Origin of the sequence: Cupriavidus basilensis, from assembly GCF_000876015.1 — a bacterium.
Classification (GTDB): Bacteria; Pseudomonadota; Gammaproteobacteria; order Burkholderiales; family Burkholderiaceae; genus Cupriavidus; species Cupriavidus basilensis_B.
In genome coordinates this window covers 752,949-777,674 of the sequence record NZ_BBQM01000012.1, presented here as the reverse complement: position 1 = coordinate 777,674, position 24,726 = coordinate 752,949, and the positions used below count along the sequence as shown (strand labels likewise).

The 24,726-nt window shown below is 73.6% G+C and carries 20 protein-coding genes and 1 pseudogene; 8 read left to right on the top strand and 13 right to left on the bottom strand.

The features are described 5' to 3' along the window. Both KF708C_RS11235 and KF708C_RS11230 read left to right on the top strand, forming a co-directional pair. Nucleotides 1-768 carry an amino acid ABC transporter ATP-binding protein gene (locus tag KF708C_RS11235; RefSeq protein WP_197090342.1) on the top strand — a complete coding sequence of 256 codons (768 nt, stop codon included), beginning with the start codon at nucleotides 1-3 and terminating at the stop codon, nucleotides 766-768. A gap of 59 nt (nucleotides 769-827) precedes the next feature. Further along, nucleotides 828-1,661 carry an IclR family transcriptional regulator gene (locus tag KF708C_RS11230; protein ID WP_059411815.1) on the top strand — a complete coding sequence of 278 codons (834 nt, stop codon included), beginning with the start codon at nucleotides 828-830 and terminating at the stop codon, nucleotides 1,659-1,661. Between the two features lie 13 nt (nucleotides 1,662-1,674). Here KF708C_RS11230 and KF708C_RS11225 read toward each other — a convergent pair whose 3' ends face one another. The 5 genes and pseudogenes from KF708C_RS11225 to KF708C_RS11205 all read right to left on the bottom strand — a co-directional run bounded on the left by KF708C_RS11225 (nucleotide 1,675) and on the right by KF708C_RS11205 (nucleotide 7,235). Further along, complete coding sequence (locus KF708C_RS11225; RefSeq protein WP_059411814.1) at nucleotides 1,675-2,808, bottom strand: enoyl-CoA hydratase/isomerase family protein; 1,134 nt, start codon at nucleotides 2,806-2,808, stop codon at nucleotides 1,675-1,677. A 10-nt stretch (nucleotides 2,809-2,818) separates the two neighbouring features. Next, nucleotides 2,819-3,590, bottom strand: a pseudogene (locus KF708C_RS11220) (enoyl-CoA hydratase). Further along, entirely contained in the window at nucleotides 3,587-4,483 is an 897-nt protein-coding gene (gene mmsB, locus KF708C_RS11215) for a 3-hydroxyisobutyrate dehydrogenase (protein WP_020204952.1), read from the bottom strand. The pseudogene KF708C_RS11220 and the gene mmsB overlap by 4 nt, the downstream one beginning before the upstream one ends. A gap of 25 nt (nucleotides 4,484-4,508) precedes the next feature. Beyond that, nucleotides 4,509-6,035 carry a CoA-acylating methylmalonate-semialdehyde dehydrogenase gene (locus KF708C_RS11210; protein ID WP_059411813.1) on the bottom strand — a complete coding sequence of 509 codons (1,527 nt, stop codon included), beginning with the start codon at nucleotides 6,033-6,035 and terminating at the stop codon, nucleotides 4,509-4,511. 66 nt (nucleotides 6,036-6,101) lie between these two features. Beyond that, nucleotides 6,102-7,235, bottom strand: coding sequence for an acyl-CoA dehydrogenase family protein (locus tag KF708C_RS11205; RefSeq protein ID WP_020204950.1), 1,134 nt, complete (start codon nucleotides 7,233-7,235; stop codon nucleotides 6,102-6,104). A 168-nt stretch (nucleotides 7,236-7,403) separates the two neighbouring features. Between KF708C_RS11205 and KF708C_RS11200 the strand changes: the two genes are divergently transcribed. The 5 genes from KF708C_RS11200 (at nucleotide 7,404) to KF708C_RS11180 (ending at nucleotide 14,574) form a co-directional block, all read left to right on the top strand. Then, on the top strand, nucleotides 7,404-8,507 hold the full coding sequence (locus tag KF708C_RS11200) for an AraC family transcriptional regulator (protein ID WP_059411812.1): 1,104 nt from the start codon (nucleotides 7,404-7,406) through the stop codon (nucleotides 8,505-8,507). Nucleotides 8,508-8,515: 8 nt separating this feature from the next. Continuing rightward, nucleotides 8,516-9,001, top strand: coding sequence for a hypothetical protein (locus KF708C_RS35585; RefSeq protein WP_052165978.1), 486 nt, complete (start codon nucleotides 8,516-8,518; stop codon nucleotides 8,999-9,001). A gap of 94 nt (nucleotides 9,002-9,095) precedes the next feature. Further along, nucleotides 9,096-10,163 (top strand): efflux RND transporter periplasmic adaptor subunit, encoded by a 1,068-nt coding sequence (locus tag KF708C_RS11190; RefSeq protein ID WP_020204947.1) that lies wholly within the window; start codon nucleotides 9,096-9,098, stop codon nucleotides 10,161-10,163. Further along, nucleotides 10,163-13,303 (top strand): efflux RND transporter permease subunit, encoded by a 3,141-nt coding sequence (locus KF708C_RS11185; protein ID WP_059411810.1) that lies wholly within the window; start codon nucleotides 10,163-10,165, stop codon nucleotides 13,301-13,303. Before KF708C_RS11190 ends, KF708C_RS11185 begins: the two co-directional genes overlap by 1 nt. Next, entirely contained in the window at nucleotides 13,300-14,574 is a 1,275-nt protein-coding gene (locus KF708C_RS11180) for a TolC family protein (RefSeq protein WP_059411809.1), read from the top strand. The genes KF708C_RS11185 and KF708C_RS11180 overlap by 4 nt, the downstream gene beginning before the upstream one ends. Nucleotides 14,575-14,587: 13 nt before the next feature. Here KF708C_RS11180 and KF708C_RS11175 read toward each other — a convergent pair whose 3' ends face one another. From KF708C_RS11175 to KF708C_RS11145, 7 genes are all read right to left on the bottom strand, one after another. Beyond that, complete coding sequence (locus KF708C_RS11175; RefSeq protein WP_059411808.1) at nucleotides 14,588-15,817, bottom strand: GGDEF domain-containing protein; 1,230 nt, start codon at nucleotides 15,815-15,817, stop codon at nucleotides 14,588-14,590. 225 nt (nucleotides 15,818-16,042) lie between these two features. After that, nucleotides 16,043-17,488, bottom strand: coding sequence for an FAD/NAD(P)-binding protein (locus tag KF708C_RS11170; RefSeq protein WP_059411807.1), 1,446 nt, complete (start codon nucleotides 17,486-17,488; stop codon nucleotides 16,043-16,045). Between the two features lie 7 nt (nucleotides 17,489-17,495). Next, nucleotides 17,496-18,767: an acyl-CoA dehydrogenase family protein gene (locus KF708C_RS11165; RefSeq protein ID WP_059411806.1), complete on the bottom strand. Its 1,272-nt coding sequence runs from the start codon at nucleotides 18,765-18,767 to the stop codon at nucleotides 17,496-17,498. Nucleotides 18,768-18,822: 55 nt separating this feature from the next. Then, nucleotides 18,823-19,740 carry a transporter substrate-binding domain-containing protein gene (locus KF708C_RS11160; protein WP_020204941.1) on the bottom strand — a complete coding sequence of 306 codons (918 nt, stop codon included), beginning with the start codon at nucleotides 19,738-19,740 and terminating at the stop codon, nucleotides 18,823-18,825. Nucleotides 19,741-19,782: 42 nt separating this feature from the next. Further along, on the bottom strand, nucleotides 19,783-20,589 hold the full coding sequence (locus tag KF708C_RS11155; RefSeq protein ID WP_020204940.1) for an ABC transporter ATP-binding protein: 807 nt from the start codon (nucleotides 20,587-20,589) through the stop codon (nucleotides 19,783-19,785). Next, the gene (locus KF708C_RS11150) at nucleotides 20,583-21,617 is read right to left on the bottom strand and encodes an ABC transporter permease (protein ID WP_063922991.1); all 1,035 of its coding nucleotides are present in this window, start codon (nucleotides 21,615-21,617) and stop codon (nucleotides 20,583-20,585) included. The genes KF708C_RS11155 and KF708C_RS11150 overlap by 7 nt, the downstream gene beginning before the upstream one ends. Continuing rightward, nucleotides 21,598-22,656, bottom strand: coding sequence for an ABC transporter substrate-binding protein (locus KF708C_RS11145; RefSeq protein ID WP_197090341.1), 1,059 nt, complete (start codon nucleotides 22,654-22,656; stop codon nucleotides 21,598-21,600). The genes KF708C_RS11150 and KF708C_RS11145 overlap by 20 nt, the downstream gene beginning before the upstream one ends. Before the next feature lie 264 nt (nucleotides 22,657-22,920). Between KF708C_RS11145 and KF708C_RS11140 the strand changes: the two genes are divergently transcribed. Further along, nucleotides 22,921-23,919, top strand: a complete 999-nt coding sequence (locus tag KF708C_RS11140; RefSeq protein WP_059411805.1) for a GlxA family transcriptional regulator — start codon at nucleotides 22,921-22,923, stop codon at nucleotides 23,917-23,919. Between the two features lie 12 nt (nucleotides 23,920-23,931). Here KF708C_RS11140 and KF708C_RS11135 read toward each other — a convergent pair whose 3' ends face one another. Then, nucleotides 23,932-24,699: a COG4705 family protein gene (locus KF708C_RS11135; RefSeq protein WP_059411804.1), complete on the bottom strand. Its 768-nt coding sequence runs from the start codon at nucleotides 24,697-24,699 to the stop codon at nucleotides 23,932-23,934. Nucleotides 24,700-24,726: the final 27 nt, after the last annotated feature.

The following is a 24,726-nucleotide window of genomic DNA, read 5'->3' as shown; positions in this document are numbered from 1 at the left end:
ATGAACACGACGCAGGCCGGCGCGGATGCCGGCAACGAGATCATCCGCATGACCAACGTCTCCAAGTGGTACGGCGACTTCAAGGTGCTCGACGACGTGTCGCTGCAGGTGCGCGCCGGCGAGAAGGTGATCCTGTGCGGGCCGTCCGGCTCGGGCAAGTCCACCACCATCCGCCTGATCAACCGGCTGGAGGAACACCAGGAAGGCGAGATCGTGGTCGACGGCATGGCCATGAGCGCGGGCATGGGCAACATCGAGCGCATCCGCGCCGAGGTCGGCATGGTGTTCCAGCATTTCAACCTGTTCCCGCACCTGAGCGTGCTGGAGAACTGCACGCTCGCGCCGATGATGGTGAGGAAGGTGCCCCGGCGCGAGGCCGAGGCGCGCGCGATGCGCTACCTGGAGCGCGTGAAGATTCCGCAGCACGCGGCCAAGTATCCGGGCCAGTTGTCCGGCGGGCAAAAGCAGCGCGTGGCGATCGCGCGCAGCCTGTGCATGGAACCGCGGATCATGCTGTTCGACGAGCCCACGTCGGCGCTCGACCCGGAGATGGTCAAGGAAGTGCTGGACACCATGATCTCGCTGGCCGACGACGGCATGACCATGATCTGCGTCACGCACGAGATGGGTTTCGCGCGGCAGGTCGGCGACCGCGTGATCTTCATGGACAAGGGGCGCGTGGTCGAATCGGCGGCGCCGGAGGACTTCTTCCGCGCGCCCGCCACGGCGCGCGCGCGCGAATTCCTCGGCCAGATCCTGCACGGCTAGCAGCCCGCCGGCGGCGTATCCATTAACATGCGGAGTTTTCCTTGTCAGCCAAGCCTGCCATGACAGACCCAAACAGCCCGGACGAGTCGCCCGAGGCATCGCGCCTGTTCGTCACCTCGCTCGCCCGCGGCCTGAACGTGCTGACCGCCTTCTGGGAAGGCAAGCCGTCGATGAACCTGGCGGAGCTGGCCGACGCCACCGGCATGACCAAGAGCGCGATCCAGCGCTTCACGCATACGCTGCTGGCGGTCGGCTACCTCAAGAAGGACCCGCTCACCAAGGAATACGCGCTGGCGCCGCGCACGCTCGAAGTGGGGCTGCGCTACCTGCAGACCAGCGCGCTGCTGAACTCGGCCACGCCGTATCTCCACGCGCTGGTGCGCACCTGCGAGGAAACCACCACGCTGTCCGAGCGCGACGGCCTGCACATGACGTACATCTCGCGCTTCCCCACGCACAAGGAGATGTTCGTCAACATGCCGCTCGGCATGCGCATCCCCATGTACTGCACCGCCGGCGGGCGCGCCATCATGTCGCACCTGGACCCGAAGGAAGTGACCGAGATCCTGGAGCAGAGCGAGCGGGTGGCCTACACGCCCACCACGCTGACGCGCATCGCCGAGATCCGCAGCGCGGTCGCGCAGGCGCGCGAGGACGGCTTCGCCTCGACCAACGGCGAGTACTACACCGGCGACATCACGGTCAGCGCGGCCATCCTCGGGCCGAGCGGGCAGCCGCTCGGCGCGGTGAACGTGTCGGCGCCGTCGAGCCGCTGGTCGTTCGAGGAAGCGTGCGCCGGGCTGGGGCCGCAGGTGGTCGCCGCCGCGCGCGCGATCGGCTCCAGCAGCGCGGTCCGGCAGTTGCGCCGCCGCGGCAAAGCCGGCGGCGCGTAGGCGGCGGGGGGCTTTACCCCAGCGCCGCCAGCGGATGGGCCGCGGGTGGCCACGGGCTGTCGAAGAAGGACTGCACCGTGGCCTCGCCGACCGCCTCCGGCGCCTGCACGCGCCAGCGCGGCGCGTTGTCCTTGTCCACGATCAGCGCGCGCACGCCCTCGATGAAATCGCCCTGCGTGAACGCGCGCGAGACCACGCCGAGCTCCATGCGGAAGCAGCTTGCCAGGTCGAGCTCCCGGCCGCGCAGCAGCAGCGCGCGCGTGACCGCCGTCATCAGCGGCGAGCGCTTGCGCAGGATGCCGAGCGTGTCGGCGGCCCACTGCGCGTAGCGCGGATCGGTTTCCGCCGCCAGCGAGGCGAACAGGCCGGCCACGCCGGCGTCGGCATGGAAGTGCCTGTGCACGGCGGGCAGCACCGGCTGCAACGGCGCCTGCCCGGCCGTGGCTGCCGCGGCATCGGCGGGCGGCTGCAAGGCCGCGCGCAGGTCGGCCAGCGGGTCGCCGCTCCAGCGGACGGCGGCCAGGGTCTGGTCCAGGTCGTCCAGGCGCGCGGCCGGCACGGCGATATCGGCCAGCCCGCACAGCAGCGCGTCGGCCGCGCCCAGCGTCACGCCGGTCAGTCCCACGTAGAGCGACAGCGCCAGCGGCAGCCGGCCGAGGAAGAAGCTCGCCCCCACGTCCGGCACCAGGCCGATGCCGGTCTCGGGCATGGCCACGCGCGCGCGCTCCGTGACCACGCGCAGGCGCGCGGCCTGCGCCAGGCCCATGCCGCCGCCCATCACGATGCCGTCCATCAGCGCCACCACCGGCTTGGGATAGCGGTGCAGGCGGTAGTCCAGCCGGTATTCGTCGACGAAGAACTGGCGGTGCAGCGGCGTGCCGGCGTGGAAACTGTCGTACAGCGCGCGGATGTCGCCGCCGGCGCAGAAGGCCTTGCCGCCGGCGCCGCGCAGCAGCACCGCGCGGATGTCCGACTGCGCGGCCCAGGCCGCCAGCCGCGCGTCGAGCGCGCCGATCATGGGGTAGGACAGGGCGTTGAGCTGGCGCGGGCGGTCCAGCGTGGCCACGCCCACGCCGTTGATCTCTTCGAAGCGCACTTCGGCCGCCGCTTGCGCGGCGCTGCCGGCGTCGTCCGGGTTCAGGCGCATGGCGTGTTCCTCAGGCATTGCGCCATTGCGGCGCGCGTTTTTGCAGGAAGGCGTTGACGCCCTCGCGCTGGTCCTCGCCGTCGAACAGGTCGACGAAGCGCTCGCGCTCCAGCGCCAGCGCGGGGCCGCGCGGCACGCCCTGGCGCGCCAGGTGGACCAGCTGCTTGCTGTAGGCGGCCGCGCGCGGGCTGACGTTGCAGGCGCGCCCGGCCAGCCTGAGCGCCGCGTCGAGCGCCTGCCCGGCGGGCACCACTTCCTCGACCAGGCCGATGCGCAGCGCGGTGGCGGCATCGACGCGCTCGCCGGTGAGGATCATGCGCTTGGCCCAGCCTTCGCCGACCAGCCACGGCAGCGTCTGCGTGCCGCAGCCGCACGGCAGCAGGCCCACGCCGGCTTCGGGCAGCGCCATCTGCGCCTGCTCCTCGGCGATGCGCACGTCGCACGCCAGCGCGCATTCCAGCCCGCCGCCCATCGCATAGCCGTTGATGGCGGCGATCACGAGCGCGCGCGCGTTCTGCAGCGCCGCCGAAGGCGGCGCCGAAGCGCTGCGCCATCATCCGTGCATGGGCGCGGTCGCCCTCGGCGAAGCCGTTGAGGTCGGCGCCGGCGCTGAAGAACTTGCCGCCGTCGCCGGTGATGACGATGGCGCGCACGCGCGCGTCGGCATCGAGCGCGCCGACCAGCGCGCGCAGCTGTTCCAGCCCCTCGGCGGTGAAGGCGTTGGCGGGCGGGCGCTTGAGGGTGAGGCGGGCGACGTGCCCGTCGATGACGTGCTCGATCATGCCGCGCGCTCCGTGTCCAGGTAGCGGCGGATCACGCCGGAGAAGTCGAGCTGGCCGTCGCCGGCCTGGCTCATGGCCTGGTAGACCTGCTGCGCCAGCGCGCCGAGGAACAGCGGCTGGCGCACGCCGCGCGCCGCGTCGGCGGCCAGGCCGAGGTCCTTGAGCATCAGGTCCGCGCCGAAGCCGCCGGTATAACCGCGCGAGGCCGGCGCGGTCTCGATCACGCCCGGGTACGGATTGCAGGTATCGGCCGCCCAGCAGCGCCCGGTGGAGGTGTTGACGATGCCCGCCAGCACGTTGGCGTCGATGCCCAGCCGCACGCCCAGCGCCATCGCCTCCGACACGCCGATCATCGAGATGCCGAGGATCAGGTTGTTGCAGATCTTGGCGACCTGCCCGGTGCCGGTGTCGCCGCAGCTCACCACGTTGCGGCCCATGCCGGCCAGCACCGGCCGGATGCGCTCGAACAGGTCGGGCGGCGCGCCCACCATGAAGGTCAGCGTGCCGGCCTGCGCGCCGCCGGTGCCGCCCGAGACCGGCGCGTCGGCCATCGGGTTGCCGCGCTTGCCGGCTTCCACCGCCAGCGCCCGGATGGTGGCCGGGTCGATGGTGCTCGAATCCACCAGCGGCACGCCCGGCCGCACGCCGGCCAGCACGCCGTCCTGGTCCAGGTAGGCCGCGCGCACGTGGGCCGCGGCGGGCAGCATGGTGATGACGAAGTCCGCCGTGGCGGCAGCCTCGCGCGCCGATTGCGCCACCGTTGCGCCGTCGGCCCGCAGCGAGGCGAGCGCGGCGGGGTTGAGGTCGAACACGGTCAGGCCGTGGCCCGCCTTGAGCAGGTTGCGGGCCATCGGCGCGCCCATGTTGCCGAGGCCGATGAAGGCGATATGCATGTGTGCTCCTTGGTGGTGGCGCCGTTCAGCGCAGGCTGATGGTGGTATTCACCCCGTCGTTTACCGTCGCGTCGTCGAACCAGCGCGCCGTGACGGTCTTGGTCTGGGTGTAGAACTGCACCACCTGCTTGCCGTAGGGGCCGAGGTCGCCGAGCTTGGAGCCGCGCGAGCCGGTGAAGCTGAAATAAGGCACCGGCACCGGAATCGGGATGTTGATGCCGACCTGGCCCACGTCGATCTCGCTCTGGAACTTGCGCGCCGCGGCGCCGCTCTGCGTGAATACGCCGGTGCCGTTGCCGAACGGGTTGCGGTTGACCAGCGCGATGGCTTCGTCGAGCGTGTCCACGCCGATCACCACCAGCACCGGGCCGAAGATTTCCTGCGTGTAGATCGACATCTCCGTGGTCACGTCGGCGAACACGGTCGGGCCGACGAAGTTGCCGTCCGGGTAGCCCGGCACCTGCACGCCGCGCCCGTCCAGCAGCAGGGTGGCGCCTTCGCGCACGCCGGCGTCGATCAGGCCGGTCACGCGCTGCTTCGCCGCCACCGAGACCACCGGGCAGACGTCGGTGCCGGGCTCGTGGCCGGCGCCGACCTTGAGCGTGGCGGCCTTGGCCACCAGTTCGGGCAGCCAGTCGCGCGCCGCGCCGACCAGCACCGCCACCGAGGTCGCCATGCAGCGCTGCCCGGCCGCGCCGAAGGCGGCGCCGGCCAGCGCGTTGAGGGTGTGCTCGCGGTGCGCGTCGGGCAGCACCACGGCGTGGTTCTTGGCGCCCATCATCGACTGCACGCGCTTGCCGTGCGCGCCGGCCAGCTCGTACACGTGGGTGCCGACCGCGGTGGAGCCGACGAACGAGACCGCCTTGACGTCCGGGTGCGTGCACAGGGCGTCGACCACCTCGCGCGCGCCGTGCACCAGGTTCAGCACGCCCGCCGGCACGCCGGCTTCCAGCGCCAGCTTGACCAGCTCCACGGTGGACAGCGGGTCCTGCTCGGACGGCTTGAGCACGAAGGTGTTGCCGCACACGATGGCCATCGGGAACATCCACAGCGGGATCATGGCCGGGAAGTTGAACGGCGTGATGCCGGCGCACACGCCGATGGGCTGCTGCAGCGTGTAGGTGTCGACCGTGGCAGCCACGTTCTCGGCGAAGCCGCCTTGCTGCAGCGTGCCGATCGAGCAGGCGTGCTCCACCACTTCGAGGCCGCGGAAGATGTCGCCCTCGGCGTCGGCCAGGGTCTTGCCCTGCTCGGCGGTGAGGATGGCGGCGATGCGCTTGCTGTGCTCGCGGATCAGCGCCTGGTAGCGCAGCATGATGCGCAGGCGCGCGCCCAGCGGCGTGTGGCGCCAGGTGGCGAAGGCGCGCTGCGCGGCGCCGACCGCGGCATCGACCTCGGCCGGCGTGGCCAGCGGCACGCGCGCCAGCACCGCCTGCGTGGCCGGGTTGACCACGGTGCGGAACTCGGTGGCGGCGGACTCCACCCACTCGCCGTTGATCAGCAGCTTGACGGCGGGCGCTGCGGCGGCCGTGTTTGCGGATTGGGCACTCATCTTGTCTCCGTCGGTTCTGGTTTCTGGTTTCTGAATGCGGGATGCGGGATGCGGGTACTGCGCGGCTCAAAGGCTGCGCGCGATCAGCATGCGCTGGATCTCGCTGGTGCCTTCGTAGATCTGGGTGATGCGCGCGTCGCGGTAGTGGCGCTCGACCGGGTAGTCTTCCAGGTAGCCGTAGCCGCCGTGGATCTGCAGCGCCTTGGAGCACACGCGCTCGGCCAGCTCGGAGGCATAGAGCTTGGCCTGCGAGGCCTCGGACAGGCACGGCAGGCCGGCGGTGCGCATGCGCGCGGCGCGGTGCACCAGCAGGCGCGCGGCGTTGAGCTCGGTGGCCATGTCGGCCAGCATGTTGGCGATGGGCGGATGCTCGCGCAGCGCGCGGCCGAACTGCACGCGCTCGGCGGCGTAGCGGCAGGCCGCCTCGAAGGCCGAGCGCGCGATGCCGAGCGCCTGCGCGGCGATGCCGATGCGCCCGCCCTCCAGGTTGGACAGCGCGATGCGCAGGCCCTCGCCGGGCTCGCCGAGCAGGGCATCGCGCGGCACGCGGCAGTCTTCCAGCGTGATGGCGCAGGTGTCGGAGGCGCGGATGCCGAGCTTGCGCTCGGGCGCGTGCACGATGAAGCCGGGCGTGTCGGTGGGCACCACGAAGGCCGACAGCCCGCGCTTGCCCTGCGCCGGCTCGGTGACGGCGAACACGATGGCCACGCCGGCGCGCTGGCCGTTGGTGACGAACTGCTTGCTGCCGTCGAGCACCCAGCCGTCCTCGGTCTCGCGCGCGCGGGTGCGCAGGTTGTGCGCCTCGGAGCCGGCCTGCGGCTCGGTCAGGCAGAACGCGCCGATGATCTCGCCGGCGGCCAGCGCGGGCAGGTAGCGCGTCTTCTGCGCCTCGCTGCCGTAGTGCAGGATCGGCCCGCAGCCGACCGAGTTGTGCACGCTCATCAGCGTGGCGCAGGCCGCGCAGCCCGCGGCGATTTCCTCGATGGCCAGCGCGTAGGCCACGTAGTCGGTATAGGTGCCGCCCCATTCCTCCGGCACGATCATGCCGAGCAGGCCGAGCGCGCCCATCTCCGCCACCACCTCGGGCGGCAGGTGGCCGGCGCGGTCCCAGGCCGCCGCGCGCGGCGCGAGGCGCTCGCTGGCGAAGGCGCGCGCGGTGTCGCGGATCATGGCTTGCTGTTCGGTGAATTCGTGTTGCATGGGCGGATCGCGGTGAGGATGGCGTGGCGCCGGCGGCGGGGAGGGGCGTGCCGGCAAGGGGCGTTGGCAGCAGTGTAGGAAGACGCCCGGGGCGGCGGTATGCCAGAATCCGCCAGATTTGCTGAACTCGTTTGCCAGTCTCCTGGCCCGTCCACGCCCGTCATGCCAATGGAAAAACACAGCGTCGCCATCTGCTTCGTCCACCACGCCATCGGCGGGCTGCGCGCGCGCGGCATCGCGCCGGAGCCGGTGCTGCAGGCCGCCGGCATCGCGCCGGCGCTGCTGTCGGTGCCGCAGGCGCGCGTGTCGGCGGCCAGCTACAGCGTCCTGTGGATGGAGGTGGCGGCCGCGCTCGACGATGAATTCTTCGGCCAGGATTCGCGCCGCATGAAGCGCGGCAGCTTCGCCATGCTGTGCCACGCGGTGGCGGGCAGCAAGACGCTGGCGCAGGGGCTGGAGCGGGTGGCGCGCTATTTCGGGCTGCTGCTCGACGACATCGGCGTGCGCCTGGTGCGCGAGGGCGAGGCGGCCGGCGCCGCGCTGGCCGCGCCGCGGGACGGGCATGAGCGTGAGCACGAACGCGGGCACGAGCGTGGGCAAGAACGCGCGGCGCTGGTGCTGACGGCGCCCTCGGGCCGCGCGCCGGGCGTGTTCGCGCAGGAGACCATGCTCATCATGCTGCATGGCCTGATGAGCTGGCTGCTGCGCCGCCGCGTGCCGGTGCTGCTGGCCGCGTTCAGCTATGCCGAGCCGCCCTACGCGGCCGAGTACCGCCGCATGTACTCGCGCCACCTCGCGTTCGGCCAGCCCGCCACGGCGCTGGTGTTCGACGCGCGCTGGCTGGCGCAGCCGGTGCACCAGGACGAGCGCAGCCTCAAGGCCTTCCTGCGCGAGGCGCCGCACAACGTGGTGGTCAAGTACAGCGACCGCGCCAGCGTCATGGCGCGCGTGCGGCGCCAACTGCGGGCCCAGCCGCCGGAGCGCTGGCCGACCTTCGAGCAGCTCGCGCAGGGGCTGCACATGTCTGCGTCGTCGCTGCGGCGGCGGCTGATGGAGGAGGGCGGCACCTACCAGCAGATCAAGGACGAGATGCGGCGCGACCTCGCCATCGAGGCGCTCAGCCATTCCAGCCGCTCGCTGGCGGAGATCGCGGCCGGGCTCGGCTTTGCCGAGCCGGGCGCGTTCCACCGCGCGTTCCGGCGCTGGACCGGGCTGCGCCCCGGCGCCTACCGCGCCACCAGCGCCGCCGGCCGCGCCGGCGCGCGCGCGTAGCTGCGCGCATGCCGGCGGGCGAAGTCGGCTACAATCGCGCCATGCTTCGCGCAGAACGCCCATCCTTCTTCCGGGGAGCGCTGCTGCTGCTGCTTTTCGCACTGCAACTGCTCGCCCCGCTGCTGCATGGCCACGTCGGAACCCCCAAGCTCCACGGCCTGCACGTACACACAGCGCTGCAAGGTGAGGTTGGTTCTTATTCTCCCTCCGATTCTCATCCCGCCGCCGGGCCGTCCGGCGCGCATGCCGACGGCGCGCTGAGCGCGGTCGAGCCGCTCGAGGTCGACGTCCAGACCGCCATCGGGCCGGTTGCCTTTTCCCTCCACGTGCAGGCCGCCGACATGATCGTCGGCATGGTCTTCGCGTTCCTGCTGTGCGCCGCGCCGCCACGGCAGGCACCGCGGCGCATGCGGTGGCGCGAACGCGCGCCGCAGCGCTGGCGCGGCGGCGACAGCCGGCCGCCGCCCGCGCACGCCCCTCCCTTCGCCAACTGATTCCCCGCCGGCCACGCCGGCGGAGCATGTCCCCGCGCGCGCGGCCGAGCCCGGCCGCGCGCGCGGGGCGTCTTATCCTGCTTCGGAGTCAGGCATGTTTTCCCATCGTTTCCTTTGCGCCGGCGCGCTGATCGCCTCGGCGCTGCTTCCCGTCGGCATGGCGCGCGCGCAGGCGCTGGCCTTGTCGGCCTCCCAGGCGCAGTCGCTCGGCGTGCGCTTCGCCCCGGTCGCCGGCGCGGCCGAGATCGAGCTCGGCGCCAGCGGGCGCGTGGTGCTGCGGCCCGACGCGCAGTACGTGGTGGCCGCGCCCTATGCGGGCATGGTCTCGCGCGTGCTGGTCGCGATCGGCCAGCCGGTGCGCGCTGGCCAGCCGCTGGCGGCCTTCGCCAGCCCGCAACTGTTCGAGGCCGGGCGCGCGCTGGCCGAGGCGCGCTCGCAGGCCAGCCTGGCGCGGCAGGCGCTGGCGCGCGACCGCGGCCTGCACGACGACGGCATCATCGCGGGCAGCCGCTGGCAGGCCACGCAGGCGCGCGCCGGCGAGGCCGCCGCCACGGTGCGCGCGCGCGAGGCCGAGATGGCCGCCGCGGGCATCGTGTTCGCGGGCGGCGCGGGCGAGCCGCAGCTGGTGGCCGGCCGCGCCGGGCTGATCGCCGAGGTGAATGCCGTGCCGGGCCAGCGCGTGGACGGCGCGGCGCCGCTATTCCGCATCGTCGATCCGGCCGCGCTGGAACTGGACCTGCTGGTCGGCCGCGACCTGCCGGCGCCGGTCGGCGGCGAGCGCGTGGAGGTGCGCGAGCGCGGCGCGGCCGGGCGCGTGGCCGGGGTGGTGCCGGTCGCCGACGGCACCGCGGCGGTGCGCGTGCGGGCCGTGCTCGACCGGCGCGGCAGCCTGCAGGCCGGCGAGAGCGTGAACGTGGTCGTGTACCTGCGCGGCGCGCCCGGCGGCGACGCCCGCGTGCGCGTGCCGGCCGGCGCGCTGACCTACTGGCGTGGCGCGCCCGGCGTGTTCGTGGCGACCGCGGCCGGCGTGCGCTACCAGCGCGTGGCGGTCGAGGCCGCCGACGACACCACGGCCACCGTGCGCGGCGCGCTGCCGGCCGGCGCCCGGGTGGCGGTCGCCGGCGTGGCCGCGCTCAAGGGCATGCTGGCGGGAGGCGAATGATGCTGGCCGGCCTGATCGAATTTTCCCTGCGCCAGCGGGTGCTGGTGCTGATTGCCGCGTGCGCGCTGGCCGCCGCCGGGGCATGGGCCTACCTGCAGTTGCCGATTGATGCGTTTCCCGACATCTCGCCGACCCAGGTCAAGGTCATCCTGAAGATCCCCGGCATGACGCCGGAGGAGGTCGAGCAGCGCGTCTCCACGCCGGTCGAGCAGGAACTGCTGGGCATTCCGCACAAGACCATCGTGCGCTCGGTGTCGAAGTACGGCATCAGCGACGTGACGGTCGACTTCGAGGAAGGCGTGGACAGCTACTGGGCGCGCCAGCAGGTCTCGGAGCGGCTCGCCGGCCTGGCGCGCGACCTGCCGCCCAGCGCCATCGGCGGGCTGGCGCCGATCACCACGCCGCTGGGCGAGATGTTCATGTTCACGGTAGAGGGCGACGCCTTCTCGCTGGCCGAGCGCCGCCGCGTGCTGGACTGGGTGATCCGCCCGGCCCTGCGCACGGTGCCCGGCGTAGCCGACGTCAACGCGCTCGGCGGCGAGGTGCGCAGCTACGAAGTGATTCCCGATCCGGCGCGCCTGCGCGCCCGCGCGGTCACGCTGGACCAGTTGCGCCAGGCGCTCGACGCCAACAACCGCAACGACGGCGCGGGCCGCGTGGAGCAGGGCGACGAGAACTGGGTGGTGCGCGTGGAGGGCGGCGCGCGCGGCGTGGCGGACCTGCGGCAGATCGTGGTGGCCGCGCCGGGCGGCGACGCCGGCGGCGGCATGCCGCTCGTGACCGTGGGCGACGTGGCCACCGTGCAGCTCGGCGTGGCCACGCGCAACGGCGCGGTCAGCAAGGACGGCCGCGGCGAGGTGGTGGAAGGGCTGGTGCTGGCCCTGCGCGGCGCCGACGCGCGCCGGCTGGTCGCCGCCGTGCAGGCCCGGCTCGACGAGCTGGCGCCGCAATTGCCGAAGGGCATGTCGACCCGCGTGTTCTACAACCGCGGCGAGCTGGTCACGCGCGCGGCCGGCACCGTGGTGCGCGCGCTGGTCGAGGCCAGCCTGCTGGTGGTGGTGACGCTGTACCTGTTTCTCGGCGGCCTGCGCGCGGCGCTGGTGGTGGCGGTCACGCTGCCGCTGTCGATGCTGGCGACCTTCCTGCTGATGCGCTACGTCGGCCTGACCGCCAACCTGATGAGCCTGGGCGGCCTGGCGATCGCGCTGGGCATGCTGGTGGACGCGGCGGTGGTGGTGGTGGAGAACATCGAGTCGGCGCTGGCGCGCTCGCACGACCACAAGAGCGATCCCGCGCTGCGCGGCGCGGTGATCCGCCACGCCGTGGCCAGCGTGGCGGCGCCGGTGCTGGCCGGGGTGTCGATCATCGCCATCGTGTTCCTGCCGCTGCTTTCGCTGCAGGGGCTGGAGGGCAAGCTGTTCGGGCCGGTGGCGCTGACCATCGTGCTGGCGCTGGCGTCCTCGGTGGTGATCGCCTTCACGGTGGTGCCGGCGCTGGCCTCGCTGCTGCTGCGCCCGCACGCGGGCACGATGCCGTACCTGATGCGCAAGGTGGCGGCCGGCTTCGCGCGCCTGCAGGACGGCAGCGCGCGCCATCCGCGCGCGGTGTTCGCCGCGGCCGGCGTGGCGCTGGCGCTGGCCGTCGCGCTCTATGTGTCGGTGGGCAAGACCTTCATGCCGACGATGGACGAGGGCGACCTGATCGTGCAGTTGCAGAAGGCGCCGTCGGTCTCGCTGACCGCCGCGGTGGACCTGGACCTGCGCGTGCAGCGGGCGCTGCTGGCCGAGGTGCCGGAGATCCGCTCGATCGTCGCGCGCTCCGGCTCCGACGACCTGGGCCTCGACCCGATGGGGCTCAACGAGACCGACACCTTCCTCGTGCTGCGGCCCAAGAGCGAGTGGCGCGGCAGCAAGGACGACATCGCCGCAGCCATCCGCGCCGTGATGGCGCGCTTTCCGGGGGTGGTCTATGGCTTCACCCAGCCCATCGAGATGCGTGTCTCGGAGATGCTGACCGGCACGCGCGGCGACGTGGCGATCAAGGTCTTCGGCAACGAGCTCGGCGCGATCGACGCCGCCGCGCAGGCGATCGCCGCGCGCGTGCGCAAGATCCCCGGCGCCGCCGAGGTGATCGCGCCGGGCAACGAGGGCGTGCAGTACCTCACGCTGGCGCTGGACCGCGCCGCCGTGGGCCGCGCCGGGTTCTCGGGCGATGCGCTGCAGGCGCTGCTGCGCGCGCAGGTGGAGGGCGAGCGCGTCGGCATCGTGCCCGAGGGCACCATCCGCACGCCGCTGATCCTGCGCGGCGGCGAGAGCCTGCGGCAGACGCCCGAGCGCTTCACCGCCCTGCAGGTGACGGCGCCGGACGGCAAGCCCTGGCCGCTCACCTCGCTGGCGCGGGTGCGGCGGGTGGACGGGCCGGTGCGCATCAACCACGAGGACGGCGGCCGCTTCGCCGTGATCCAGGTCAGCGTGGAAGGGCGCGACCTGACCGGCTTCGTGCAGGAGGCGCGCGCCGCGGTGGCCGGCCTGCCCGCTCTGCAAGGCATGTCCAAAGGGCTGCGGGTGGTGTGGGGCGGGCAGTTCGAGAACCAGCAGCGCGCCGCCGCGCGGCTCGCGGTGGTGGTGCCGCTCGCGCTCGGCGCGATCTTCCTGCTGCTGATGCTGACCTTCCGCTCGGTGCGCCAGGCGGTGCTGGTGATCGTCAACATCCCGTTCGCGCTGGTGGGCGGCATCGCCGCGCTGCGGGCGGCGGGCGAGTACCTCTCGGTGCCGGCCTCGGTCGGCTTCATCGCGCTGCTCGGCATCGCCGTGCTCAACGGCGTGGTGCTGGTCTCGCATTTCAACACGCTGCTCGAAGCCGGGCATCCCGTGGACGAGGCGGTGCGCACCGGCGTGCGCGACCGCCTGCGGCCGGTGCTGATGACCGCCTGCATCACCGCGCTGGGGATGATCCCGCTGCTGCTGGCCAGCGGCCCCGGCTCGGAGATCCAGCGCCCGCTGGCCATCGTGGTCTCGGGCGGGCTGGTCAGTTCCACGGCATTGACGCTGCTGTTGCTGCCGCTGCTGTTCAAGCGCTTTGGCGTGACGCGCCAGCGCCGCGGGCGGCATGACCCCATGACACAAGGAGAGGCGCAATGAACCGCGCAGGCAAGAGGGCCATGAGCGCGGCGCTGGCCGCCGCCGTGGCCGGCATGATCGGCGCCGCGAGGGCGCAGGCCGTGCCGCAGGCGGAGGCGGGCGTGCTGCCCGCCGAGGCGGTGGTGCGCGACACGGTGGGCCAGTCGCCCGAGGTGCGCATGGCCGAGGCCGGCCGCGATGCGGCGCAGGCGCGCGCCGCCGGCATCCGCGCCGGCACCGCCGAGGCCGTGGTGCGCGCCACCGGGCAGGGCCGGCAGGCGCGCGCGCCGTCCGAGCGGCATGCCGAGGGGCAACTGACGCTGGAGCGGCCGCTGCGGCTGTGGGGCAAGTCCGAGGCCGACGGCGCGCTGGCGGACGCCACCGTGCAGAGCGGCCAGCTCGCGCTCATGGATGCGCGCCACGAGGTCTCGCGGCAGATCCTGGCGCTGTGGTTCGGCGCGCTGCGCGCGCAGCAGGCCAGGCTGGCGGCCCAGGGCAACGACGAGCTCGCCGCGGAGCTGGCCGCCGTGACCGCGCGGCGCGTGCAGGCCGGCGACGCCGCGCGCATGGACCACGAGCTCTCGCTGGCCGAGCGCGCCCGCACCGCCGCCATGCTGGCCAGCGCCCGCGCGGCGGAAGCGGTGGCGCAGGCGGCGCTGCGCGCGCGCTTTCCGGGGCTGGGCGTGCCCGGTGGCCTGCCGGCCGGCATCGGCCCGCAGGGCTTGCCGGATGAATCCGCCGAGGCGCTGCGCACGCACTACGTGGAGGACAGTCATGAATTCCGGCTGGCCCTGTCCGAGGAAGCGCAGGCCCAGCGGCAGGCGTACCGCGCCGACCTGGAGCGCAAGCCCGATCCGACCGTGGGCGTGTTCGTCGCGGTCGAGCGCGGCGGCGCCGAGCGCATCGCCGGGGTGAGCGTCAGCATGCCGCTGGGCTCCGCGCACCGGCGCTCGGCGGCGCTGGCCGCGGCGGCGGACGCGCAGGCCGCGGCGCAGCGCCGGCTGGTGGCGGAGCGCCGCATCGGCGCCGAGTTCGATGCGTTGTACCAGGGCCTGGCCGGCAAGCGCGCCGCCGCCGTGGCGCTGGCGCAGGCGCTGGCGCTGCAGCGCAGCGCCGCCGAGCGCACCGGGCGCGCGTACAAGGCGGGCGAGTCGGGCCTGGGCGAGTTGCTGATGGTCCGGCGCACGCTGGCCGACACCACGCTGGCCGAGCGCACGGCGCTGGTCGACGCGCTCGAGGCCGACAGCCGGCTGCGGCTGGACCTGCACCGCATGTGGGACTTCGACGAGTAGCCGGCGGGCGGCGCTAGCCCGCCGCCGCGCGGCTGCGCCCGTCGCGCCCGTTGCGCCCGCCCGCGGCCATCTGCGCGCGGTGGCCGGCCGTGTACGGCAGCATGCGGTTGCGCCCGGACAGCTTGGCCATGTAGAGCGCGGTGTCGGCGCGCGCGGTCAGCTGCGCCAGCGTTTCGCCGGGCTGCCACGCCGCGTAGCCGCCGCTCACGGTATAGCGCACCACGCCGGCCTGCCCGCCGGCGTGGCCCACGCGGCTGGCCTCGGCCTGCGCGCGGATGCGCTCGGCGGCGTGGCCGGCCTCGTCCAGCGAGCTGCCCGGCAGCAGCACCACGAACTCCTCGCCGCCGATGCGGCCGATGCGGTCGGTGGCGCGCAGCGATGCCGCCGCCAGCCGCGCGAAACCGGCCAGCACGGCGTCGCCGGTGGCGTGGCCGAAGGTGTCGTTGACCAGCTTGAAGTGGTCGATGTCGACGATCAGCAGCACCGGCGGGCCGCCCCCGCGCGCGGCGCGCGCCAGCTCGCGCGCGGCTTCGTCCTCGAAGGCCTTGCGCGACAGCACGCCGGTCAGGAAGTCGGTGTTGGCGATGGCCTCCAGCCGGCGCACCATCGCGTCGTGGATCATCAGCACCGCGCCCATCGTGAGCGCCGGGCAGGCGATCGCGCCCAGCACCAGGAAGATCGCGTTGAGCCCCGGCGACACCAGCGTGGCGGGATCGTCCATCACCGACAGCGCGGACAGGATGCCGCGCAGCACGTGCGCCGCCGCCAGGAAGAAGGCGAAGCCGGCGGTGGCCAGGTGGTGGCTGGCGGCATGCGCGCGCGGGCGCCCGCGCACCAGCGCCACGCCGGTGGCGGCGCAGAACCACGCATGGAAAGCCGACACGATCACCACGCGCGTGTTGAAGTCGGGGAACACGTAGCGCCACGTCACGATGCCGGCCACCACGGCCAGCGTGCAGGCCGCCAGCAGCCGCCACGGCGGCGCGCGCCCGCAAAAGCGCAGCGTGCCGGCGTAGAACAGCGCCAGCGCCCAGGCGAGGGCGCCGTTGGCCACCACGATCCCGAGCACGTCGGGGATGGTGCCGCGCAGCGTAAACAGCATCAGCGCGCCCATCGCGGTCAGGTTGCTGTACAGCCACAGCGTCACTCCCGGCTGGCCGCAGCGGCGCAGCGACCAGACGATGCCCAGCATCATGACGCTGAGCAGCGTCGTGACGGCCAGCAGGGCGATCGGGTCGGACATCGGCCGGGTTCCTCCGGGGTGGCGTGAGCGCGCCGGCCGCGGGCGCGGCGGGCAGGCGAAGCCACGGAGAATACCGCATGCCGGGCACCCCATTTCACCTACGCAGGTGGGGTGTGGGGCGGCCGGCGGCGCGTGGAGGCGGGATATTGGGTGGAATGCGGACCGGCCGCGGGCGCCAGATAGGGGCGATGGCGGGCCGGCGCATGGCCCCGCCACCACCGCCGGCTAGGCGGCCTGGGCCTCGGGCCGGGCCGCCAGCCCGAGTTCCTGCGCCAGCCGCGCCGACACCGCCGCGGCCTGGTTGCGCACGTCGATGATGGTGCCGGACTCCCACAGCGCGCCGCGCAGCGGCGCGCCCAGGGCGCTCAGGCCGGGCACGGCGCGCCCGCCGCGGTCGAACACCGTGCCGCGCGCGTCGCCGTCGAGGCCGGAGCCGGCCGCGGCGGGGCGCACGATGCCGCGCGCGAGCAGGTTGCGCACCAGCGGCCGCGCGTTGCCGGCGTGCCAGCCGTATTCCGCGCCGGTGCAGTTGACCAGCGCGTCGACCGCGGGCACCGCCGGCAGCGCGCGCGACAGGCGCAGCGCCAGCCGGCCGCCGGCGTTTTCCACGCCCGTGTCTTCCACCCCCGTCACCCGCGCCGCATGGACCTGCAGCCGGCCCTGCGCGCGCACCGCGGCGAGCACGGCATGGGTGGGCGGCGCCGCGCGGTGCAGCAGGTTGTCCCAGAACGGGCGCGCGTGGCGCAGGAAGCGCTGGCGCTCCGGCACGCTGGCGGCGGCCCACAGCGGGCCGATGTGCTCGCGCAGCGCGGGCGGCACGCTCTGCCAGTCCAGCCCCTGCGCGCTCAGCGCGCGGCACTGGTCGCGCACGCGGCGCACCACGCCGCGCGTGGTGGGGCTGGCCAGCGCCGGCCCGGCGGCGCCGAGGAAGTCGTCGCACGGGCCCACGCCGTGGCGCAGCCACGGCAGCAGCGCGCGCCGCGAGAACGCATGGTAGGTGCCGGTGAAGCCGAGCCGCTCCAGCGTGGCCACCACGTCGAGCATGGTCAGGCTGGTGCCGGCCAGCGCGACGGCGCGCGCGCCGGCCAGCGCGGCCAGCGCCTCGGGCTGCCACGGATCGGGCACGTAGCGGCCGTCGGCTTCCAGTGCCGGGTCCTGCGCCAGCGCCGGGCGGGCCGACTGCACGCCGGTGGCCAGCACGATGTGGTCGGCCTCCCATGCGCGGCCGTCGGCGCCGCGCACGCGGTGCGGCACGCCGATGGTCAGGTCGGTGATCTCGGTGCGGATGTGTTCCAGCGTGGCGCGCCCGGCGGCGCCGGCCAGCGCGCGCGCCAGCGTGTCCTGCAGGTAGTCGCCGTAGACGCGGCGCGGCGCGAAGGTATTGCCGGCATCGGCGGCGAGGCCGTGGCGCGCCAGCCAGTGCGTGAAGTCGTCCAGCGCTTCCGGGAACAGGCTGAAGTTGAGCGCGGGGCCGTTCAGGTAGTGGGCCGGGTCGGGCGTGCTGTAGGCCAGCCCGCGGCCGACCTCGGCGCGCGGCTCGAAAAGCTGGATGGCCAGCGGCGCGCTGGTGTCGCGCAGCAGACGGATGGCGGTCAGGGTGCCGGCCATGCCGCCGCCGACGATGGCGATGCGGCGCGGCCCGGGTTCGGTGGCGGGGCGGAATCGGGTCATGGTGGTCTCAGGCTGCGGCGGGCGTCTCGGCGGCGGCCCGCAGGGCCTGCGCGCCCGCGCCCGCCAGGATGGCGTCGTTCTGCGGGGTGTGGATGCGGCTGCACAGCACGTTGCGGTAGTGGCGCTCGAGCGGGTTGCCGCGCGACAGCGCCGGGTTGCCGGCCAGCTTGAGCGCCAGTTCCACCGCGGCGATGGCGTTGTCGGTGACGTTGAGCTTGAGCAGGTTGCTGTCGGTGACGCTGGCCGGCGCGCCCGCGTCGGCGTCGGCGCTGAAGCGGTCGAGCAGCACGCGGTTGGCCAGCAGCCAGGCGTCGATGCGGCCCACCGCTTCCTGGAAGCGCGGCAGCGTGGCCAGCGGCGCGCCCAGGCTGCCCGGCGCGCGCAGGTTGAGCCAGCCGGCGAACCAGTCGCGCGCGGCGCGCGCCACGGCGTCGTAGAGCGTGCCGAGCAGCGTGGAGGACCACGCGGCCCAGGCCGGGTCGACGCGGTCGGCCCAGGCGGCGGGCAGGCGCAGGTCCACGGCGTGGTCGGCCGGCAGCGGGGTGTTGTCGAAGATCACCTCGTGGCTGCTGGTGGCGCGCATGCCGAGATGGTCCCAGGTGGGCAGCACGGTGATGCTGGGCGCGTCGCGCGGCACCAGGAACACGCCGGTGCGCGGGCTGGGCTCGTCGGTGCGGCCCCACACCGCCAGCCAGCCCAGCGCGGGGATGCCGGTGGCATAGATCTTGTGGCCGGACAGCGCCCAGCCGTCGCCGTGGCGGCGCGCCACCGTGCCCGGCAGGCCGCCGCGCGCGGGCGAGCCCAGCTCCGGCTCCACGCGCAGCGAGTTGATCAGCGCGCCTTGCGCCACTGCGCTGCGCTGCACGGCCTCGCGCACGGCCTGCGGCCATTGCGTGTCGTTGGCCAGGCTGCGGTGGGTGAGCGTCTGCATGACCAGCACCAGCGCGGTGGACGGATCGCCGATGGCCACGTGGTGGATCACGCGGCGCGCCTCGGCCAGCCCGGCGCCGGCGCCGCCCAGCGCGCGCGGCACGGTGAGCGCGAGCAGGCCGAGCGCGTGCAGTTCGGCGATGTTCTCGTGGGCGAAGCTGGCGTCGCGGTCGTGCGCGGCGGCGCGCGCGGCGAAGCGGGCGGACAGCGCGCGCAGGGTGTCGTCGGTGGGCAGGGGGCGCGGTGTGGCGGCGGCATCCGTCTCGGGGCCGGCGGCGGCGAAGCCGCTGGCGCGATGCCACTCGGAGATCCGCTGGTGGCTGCTGGCGCCGCTCGATGACAAACTCATTGTTGCTCCTGGATGGTGTGGTGCTGCATGTGTGTCGTGTGTGCGCCGGCGCGGTTCAGTGGCAGATCAGCCCGCTTTCGACCAGCATCATGTTGAAGGCCGCGTCGCCGGCGGCGGCGTCGCGCCAGCGCGCCAGCAGGCCGTCGCGCCGCCGGCCGGCCAGCCATTGTTCGAGCCAGCGCGCGGACTGCGCGTCGGCGCGGGGCAGCGCGAGCAGCGCCCCGGCGCCGTCCACCAGCAGCGGCGCGGCGACGAAGAAGCGCCATTCGGGCAGGCGCATGACGCGCGCGGCCAGCGCGGCGTCTTCCGCCACCGCCGCGCAATCGCCGCGGCGGAAGGCCAGCAGCGTCTGCAATGGCGACGGATAGCGCCGCAGCGTGGCGCCGGCGCGGGCCAGCGCGGCCTGGTAGGGGCTGTCCTGGCTGACGCAGGCGGTCTTGCCGGCCAGCGCGCCGAGCCGGTCCACCGGCGTGAAGCGCAGCGTCAGCAGCGTGCCGGGCGCGATGGCGGGCGCGCGGACCTGGGCCGCGCGCGGTTGCGTGCGTGGTTGCGTAAAACCGCCGTTGCCGAAGGCGAGGTCGAGGCCGGCCGGCGGCGCGCCGTTGCCGTCGGCGGGCAGGTGGCGCAGCCTGACCGGCACGCCCAGCGCGCGGCCGAGTCCGGCGGCGAGCGCGGCCTCGGCGGGATCGGGTTCGGGCACCAGCGGCCGGCCCGGCGGCGTGGCGCGCGGATAGGCGTGCACGCCGACCACCAGCTCGCCGCGGGCCTGCGCCTGTTGCAGCAGCGGGCCGGGCGCCGGCTGGCCGCGCCACGGCAGGCCGGCCAGCAGCCACCACAGCGGCACGAGGAAGAGGAGGGCAAAGCCGGCAAGCCGGAGCGCGGCGCTTGCCGGACGTGCCGCCGCGGCGCGCCCCGGCAGCACGTCCGCGCCCAGCCACCAGGCGCCGTGCAGGTGCCAGAGCTCATCCGGCATGGCGGCTCCGCGCGCTTGCCGGCAGCAGTCGCGTGGGCGCGCCTACCATCCTTCGCCCAGCCCGAGCAGGCCGAGGATCTCGCGGCGCAGGCGGATCAGTTCGGGGTCGTCGCGGTGGCGCGGGTAGGCGCGGTCGATCTTGAGTTCGGCGGTGATGCGCGCGGGGCGCTCGCTGAACACGATCACGCGCGTGGCCAGCAGCAGCGCTTCTTCCACGTCGTGCGTGACCAGCAGCGCGGTGAAGCCCGAACGCTGCCACAGCGAGACCAGCTCGCCCTGCATGCTCAGGCGCGTGAGCGAATCGAGCTTGCCGAGCGGCTCGTCCAGGATCAGCAGGCGCGGCTCGTTGACCAGCGCGCGCGCCAGCGCGGCGCGCTGCGCCATGCCGCCGGAGAGCTGGCGCGGATAGGCGCGCGCGAAATCGCTCAGGCCCACGCGCGCGAGCGCGTCGTCCACGCGCTGGCGCTGGGTGGAGAGCAGGCCGCGCGCTTCCAGCCCGAGCGCGGCGTTGTCCCACACGGTGCGCCACGGGTACAGCGTGGGATCCTGGAACACCACCACGCGGCTCGGGTCGGGGCCGGTGATCGGCACGCCGTCCACGGCCAGCGTGCCGCGCCGCGGCGGCTCCAGCCCGGCCACCAGCCGCAGCAGCGTGGACTTGCCGCAGCCGCTGGGGCCGAGCAGGGCCACGAACTCGCCCGGCTCGGCGGTCAGGCTGACGCGGTTGAGCACCGGCAGGACCTGGTCGCGCAGGCTGAAATGATGGCTGACCTGATCGATGGTCAGGCGCACGCCATTGCTGGCGGCGGCCGGTTCGGTGACGATGGCGGGAGCGGCGGCGCTTACCATTTGACGACTCCTTTCTGCCACGCCAGCAGGCGGTCGCGCGAGCGGAACAGCAGCGTGATGAGGCCCGAGAACAGGATCGCCATGACCAGCAGCGCGCCGTACATGCTGGCGTAGGCGGCCCAGCCCTGCGCCCATTGCAGATACCAGCCCAGGCCCGACTTGACGCCCAGCATCTCGGCCACTACCAGCACCGAGAACGAGGCGCCCAGGCCCATGAACAGACCCACGAACACGCTCGGCAGCGCGGCCGGCACGGCCACCTTGAGCACCAGGAAGCGCTCGCGGGCGCCGAGCGTGCGCGCCACGTCGTAGTAGGCCGGGTCCACCGCCGCCACGCCGGACCACGTCAGCACCGTGACCGGGAACCACGTGGCCAGCGCCACCAGAAAGGTGGCCGCGCTGGCGCTGCTGGGAAAGGCGAAGAACACGATCGGCAGCCAGGCCGTGGCCGGCAGCGGCCCGAGCAGGCGCAGCACCGGGTGGACCCAGTAGCCGGCGCGGCTGGACCAGCCGATCGCCACGCCGGTGAGAAAGCCCGCCAGCGCGCCGAGCAGGTAGCCGGTGGCCAGCAGGCGCAGCGAGTGCGCCACGGCGTCGGCCAGCTTGGCGTAGTCGTCCAGGAACACTTCGAGCAGCGCCTGCGGCGGCGCGAAGAACGGCCTTGGCAGCAGGCCGAGCTTGGCGGTCACCACCTCCCACACGAAGGTCAGCAGCGCCAGCACCACCAGCCACGGCCCGGCGCGGCGCAGCGCGGCGCCGGCGCGGCCCAGGCGGTGCTGCACGAAGGCCAGCACCAGCAGCAGCCCGGCGAACGCGGCGAACAGTTGCGCGGTCTCCTGCGTGAGCGGCCAGTCCTCGGCCTCGGGCCAGAACCTGACGGTGGCGGCCACCGCCAGCCAGCCGGCCGCGGCCAGCGCGCCGCCCAGCCACACGCGCGGCACCGCCGGCGCGGGCAGGGCGAGGAAGTCGTCGTGGGCGTCGAACGCCTCCGGCGTGCCTTGCTGCCCGTCAGCTGAGTACGTTGGCATAGATGCGGTCCGCGAACTTGGTGGAATCGGTGCCGGGTCGGATCACCGACACCAGCTTGAGCTCGTCCGTGTATTGCGCCAGTTCCTTTTTCAGGTCGCCGCCGGTGGGGTGGTGGCCGTGGGTGTGGCTCTTGAGCATGGCCACCACGTCGGCCTGCGGCACCTTGGCGAACTCGGCGAAGTGGCGCGCGGTTTCCTCGGGGTGCGCCACGGTCCATTCCTGCGCCTGCAGCACCGAATGCGTGAGCGCGGCCGCGGTGGCCTTGTCCTCGCGGATCAGGCTGCCGCGGATGCCCAGCACGCAGCAGGCGCGGTTGGCGTATTCGTCGGACAGGTTGGTGGCCACCTCGATCAGGCTGCGCTCCTTGCGCAGCAGGTAGGTGCGCGGGTCGCCGTCGGCGGCGGCCTGGGCCTCGCCTTTCTCCAGCGCGATGCCGAGCAGGTCGGCCGGGTACTGGCGCCATTCCACGTCGCGCACCGGGTCGATGCCGCGCTTGGCCAGCAGGATGGAGAAGAAATTCTTGGCCGGGCTGGCCATGTCGCTGACCGCCACGGTCTTGCCCTTGAGGCTCTTGAGGTCGGTCACGCCGGAGTTGCGCGTGGTCAGCAGGCGCATGCAGCCGCCGTGGGTGGCGGCCGTGAGCTTGACGTCGAAGCCCTGCTCGAGCGGCTTGAGCCAGCGCAGCGCCATGCCCACGCCGGCATCGGCCTTGCGCGTGGCGATGGCTTCGAGCAACTGGTCGGTGGAGCCGCCGAAGTTGATCAGCTCCACGTCGAGGCCGTGGTTGCGGAAGATGTCTTCCTTGATCGCCGCGGCCACCGGCGCGAAGCATACCGAGCTGGCGTTCCAGGCCAGCTTGATCGGCTTGAGCTGCCCGGCGGCGCGGGCGCGCGGCGCCCAGACGAAGGGCGCCACGCCGCCGGCCACGGCCAGCGTGCCGGCGGCTTTCAGCCAGCCGCGGCGGCTCAGGGTGCCGCCGCCCGGTGGTGTCGCGGCGGGACGGTTGATGGCGGACGGCTGCTCGGGCTGGTGATGCATGGCGCTCCTCGGTTGGGCTGCCCGCTGGCGTGGTCGCGCGGGCGGCGGAATGGGGACGGATGGCGGAAGTCGGGTGGCCAGATCGGTGGTCAAACCGGTGGCCGGACCGCGACGGCATGCACCATGCTAAGAAATGGTTCAGCGCAACAGAACGAATTTGTTGGCGCAAGCTTGCACGCGCAGCGCTTTAGGCGGTGGGCGCATAACCTTCGAAGGCGGGTGCGCGCCGGGTTAAGATCGGCGCTTTGATTGCGGACGAGGCCGATGCAAGCGCAGCCGAACACCGCCCCGCGGCGGGTGGACATCGTGGTGTACCCGGGATTCAAGGCGATGGAGGCGGTCGGCCCGATGACCGTGTTCGACTACGCCAACGTGCGGGTGGCCCAGCGCGGCCAGCCGCCGGCCTACGCCACGCGCGTGGTGGCGCTGGAGACCGGCCCGGTGCGCTCGGACACGCTGATGACGCTGGAGGCCACCGCCCGGCTCGACACCGTGCTGCTGCCGGACATCGCGCTGATCGTGGGCGCGCGCGACATCGAGCGCGCGATGGGCGAGGCGCACGGCATCGTGCCGTGGGCGCGCGCGGTGGCGCCGCGCATCGGCCGGCTGATCGCGCTGTGCTCGGGCACCTTCTTCCTGGCCGCGGCAGGCCTGCTCGACGGGCGCCGCGCCACCACGCACTGGAGCGTGGCGGCGCTGCTGCGCCAGCGCTTCCCGGCGGTGGAGGTCGACGCCGATGCCATCTTCATCCGCCAGGGCAACCTGTGGACCTCGGCCGGCGTGACGGCCGGCATCGACCTGGCGCTGGCGGTGGTGGAGGAAGACCTGGGCCGCGAGCTGGCGCTGGACCTGGCGCGCGAGCTGGTGGTCTATCTCAAGCGCCCGGGCGGGCAGTCGCAATACAGCCTGCACCTGGCCAGCCAGGCCACCAGCCACGCCGGCATCCGCGGGCTGCAGGACTGGATCCTGTCCGACCTCGCGCGCGACTTCACGCTGGCCGAGATGGCGGCGCGCGTGGCCATGAGCGAGCGCAATTTCCGGCGCGTGTTCGCGAAGGAGACGGGCGCCAGCCCGATGGCGTTCATCGAGTCGGCCCGCATCGAAGGCGCGCGCCGCCTGCTGGAGCAGGGCGACCTGCCGCTCAAGGCGATCGCCGCGCGCACCGGCTTCGGCTCGGACGAGGGGCTGCGGCGCGCGTTCCTGCGGCAGATGGGCATCACGCCGCGCGACTACCGCGAGCGCTTCGGGCCGGGCGGGCGCTAGGCCGGCCGGCGGCTAGTGCGGGCGCGTGGCGGCGCGCTGCGGGAACAGCAGCAGGCAGACGGCCATGAAGGCCAGCAGCGCGGCCGAGGCGGAGAAGCGGCTCAGCGCGAGGCCGCCCGCGTGCAGCGGCTTGTCGAGAAAATCGCCCACCACGGCGCCAAGCGGGCGGGTCAGGATGAAGGCGGCCCAGAACAGCGCGGTGCGCGAGACCGAAGTCCGGTAGTACGCCGCCGCCAGCGCCGCCAGCAGCGCGCCGAACACCGCCATGCCGCCCAGGTAGCCCAGCCCGGCGCTGTCCGCGGTCCAGTCGCCCAGCGCCGTGCCCAGCGTCTGCGAGAACATGATGGTCACCCAGTAGTACATCTCGGCATGCGGCGATTGCACGGCGTGCACGGAGACCGAGCCCAGCCGCCAGTGCCACAGCGCCAGCGAGGTGGCCAGCAGCAGCGCCAGCATGGTGGTGCCGCCGGCGTAGCCGACGCCGAGCGAGCGGTCGGCGAAATCCGCCAGCGTGGTGCCGACCGTGGTGGTGGCGATGATGGTGGTCCAGTACAGCAGTGGATGGAAGCGCCGCGCCGAGACCTGCGCCGAGACGGCCAGCAGGAACAGCCCGGCGAAGATCGCCGTGCTCAGCAGGTAGCCCAGGCCGAGCGACATCGACAGCGCGTCGCCGCCGGTCTCGCCCAGCGTGGTGGCGGCGATCTTGGTGATCCAGAAGGCCAGCGTGACGGCCGGCACCTTGCTGGCCGCCGCGTCCGGCGGCGTCGGGGATGCGTTCACGGTGTGCTCCTGCGTGCCATCGGCGCG